Annotated in this window: 3 protein-coding genes; all 3 read left to right on the top strand. The window is 52.9% G+C overall.

Going from position 1 to position 2540, the window contains the following annotated elements; genetic code table 11:
* Positions 1–94: 94 nt before the first annotated feature.
* The gene (locus tag F4Y45_01435) at positions 95–823 is read left to right on the top strand and encodes a hypothetical protein (GenBank protein ID MXY23167.1); all 729 of its coding nucleotides are present in this window, start codon (positions 95–97) and stop codon (positions 821–823) included.
* 64 nt (positions 824–887) lie between these two features.
* Complete coding sequence (gene lpdA / locus F4Y45_01440) at positions 888–2270, top strand: dihydrolipoyl dehydrogenase (GenBank protein ID MXY23168.1); 1383 nt, start codon at positions 888–890, stop codon at positions 2268–2270.
* Positions 2267–2540: SDR family NAD(P)-dependent oxidoreductase (locus F4Y45_01445; protein ID MXY23169.1), on the top strand; the 274-nt coding region annotated here is incomplete at its 3' end. The genes lpdA and F4Y45_01445, both read left to right, overlap by 4 nt.

A 2540-nucleotide genomic window follows, 5' to 3' on the forward strand; every position in this document is an offset into this window, starting at 1 on the left:
AAAGTAGTATCTTGAATTCATTAAAGACAATATTCAAGCTGTAATTTTATCGATAAAAGAGAATAATTATCAATTTTTTCAATACAAAGATGATGTGACATACAATGTAACAAGACCAATCAACTCCAAATTAATGTACTCATTAGAAGATATGGAGGCTGTTATTGACCCTTTTAAAGAAATTCTTTTGGATATTCAAGGCGAGGATAATAGTACTGATAACTCGTCTAACCGAGAGATCATTAATAGAAGCATTTATACAGCGCAACAATGTATTGGAGCTACTCTTGATGCCTTGCCCGCTAATAAGTCAAATACAGCAAGAAAGATAAACGGCGACCTATTTGAAAGATTCATACGTCTCATTATAGGCAAAGTCGGAGTTTATGTCACGCAAGGGACAGTGCAAGTTCCAGTAAAAATAAATGGAAAAGTCGAATTTACTATGAATTATCAGCACGATCTTATTGTGAAAGAACTTGAAGAAGTACGTGCGATAGGGTCTGTAAAAACATCGAGTAAGGACCGTCTAGCTAAAATATTTGTCGATAAATTCCTATATAATCGCTTGACAGATAGAGATACACCTCATTTCGCTATTTTTCTAAACGATGTTCAAAGAAAAGGCAGGGACGGCAACTATGGTATCAATACAACTTTTCTTTCAGGACACTTTAAGGGCTATACAGTTAAACTAAATCCATTAGATGGAGTATATTATTTTGACATACGTCCTGACATGCAGATAAAGGATATTTTGAAGGATCACATAAAAACCTTCGACCATTTTCTATTTGGCGATATTTGGAAGCTCGTCAGGTAACTGTCTGATAAGGAGCCAGCAGACGTTCTAACGTGTGCTGCTAATTACGCAAAAAGGAACAACTGTGAGCGACACTGCATTCGACCTAATCGTCATCGGCGCAGGGCCAGGCGGCTACGTGGCCGCGAGCAAAGCGGCGCAACTCGGCATGCAGGTGGCCTGTATCGACAAAAACTATCTCGGTGGCACTTGCCTCAACGTCGGCTGCATACCCAGCAAGGCCCTGCTAGAGTCGAGTGATTTGTTCTACAGAGCCAAGAAGGGATTGGGACACCACGGAATCGGGCAGGGCGAAGTGGGCTTGGACCTGCAGGCCATGATGGCGCGAAAAGAGAAAATCGTGCAGACCATGACCAAGGGCATTGAGGGGCTGTTTAAGGGCCGGGGGGTGGCTCATTTCGTCGGTACGGGCCAAGTCCGCGCTACGGGAAGCGTGGCAGTGCAAGGTTCGGACGGCGAGCAGGTGCTGTCCGCCAAGCACATCCTGTTGGCCACGGGGAGCGTACCCGTGGAGTTGTCGAATCTGCCTTTTGATGGAAAACACATAATTAGTTCGACCGAGGCCCTAACCTTAGAAAAAGTGCCTGAGCGGCTCGTCGTCATTGGCGGTGGTGCCATTGGGTTGGAACTGGGGTCCGTGTGGGCTCGGCTGGGTGCTCAAGTGTTCGTAGTGGAGGCCATGGATCAGATTTTGCCGGAGATGGATCAAGAGATGGCCCAGCAGCTAGAGCGGCTGCTCAAGCGGCAGGGACTAAAGTTTCTGCTCGGAGCTAAAGCGCAAGCGGCTGCGATCGAAGAAGGTCAAGTGACGCTGACCATAGGAGCCGGCGATCAAGAACGCGTCGAGACGTGCGATCTGGTACTGGTGGCCGTGGGGCGCAAACCATGCAGCGCGGGATTGGGACTGGAAGACGTGGGTGTGGCAATCAACGAGCGAGGACAAGTCCTGGTCGACGCGCAGGGACAGACCAATGTCGAGGGCATCTGGGCTATCGGCGACCTCGTGCCCGGACCCATGTTGGCCCACAAGGCCGAGGCCGAAGGAGTCGCGGTCGTCGAGCGGATGGCCGGGTGCGCCGGGCAGGTCAACTACGAGGCCATACCCTCGGTCGTGTACACCCATCCAGAACTAGCCTCCGTGGGCGCGAGCGAAGAAGAAGCCACCGCGGCCGGCCACGAAGTCGCCGTCGGCAAGCACCTCTTTCGCAGCAATGCCCGCGCCCACTGCATGGATGACATCGACGGCCTAGTCAAGGTCGTCGCCGATGCGCACACCGACCAACTCTTGGGAATGCACATCCTCGGGCCGCAGGCTTCGCACTTGATTGCCGAAGGCGTCTTGGCTCTAGAGTTCGGTGCCAGTGCCGAGGATGTAGCCCGCACTGTCCACGCGCATCCAGCGCTGTCAGAAGTCGTGGGCGAGGCAGCGCGGGCCACAGCATCGTGAAGCTCGCCGACAAAGTCGTCCTCATCACCGGCGCTGGCTCGGGCATCGGCCGCCAAACTGCGTTGCTCTGCGCTCGTGAAGGCGCGCATATTGCCGCCGTTGACATCGACGAAACCACCGCCGAGGAAACGGCCGCCGCCATCGCCGCTGACAACGGGCAGGCCATCGCCATCGCCGCCGACGTGTCCCGCGCCGCTGACTGCGAGCACATGGTGCAGCAAGCCGAAGCCGCTTATGGCCGCCTCGACGTGCTGTTCAACAACGCCGGCA

Source organism: Acidobacteriota bacterium (genome assembly GCA_009838525.1).
In the GTDB taxonomy this organism is placed as follows: domain Bacteria; phylum Acidobacteriota; class Vicinamibacteria; order Vicinamibacterales; family UBA8438; genus VXRJ01.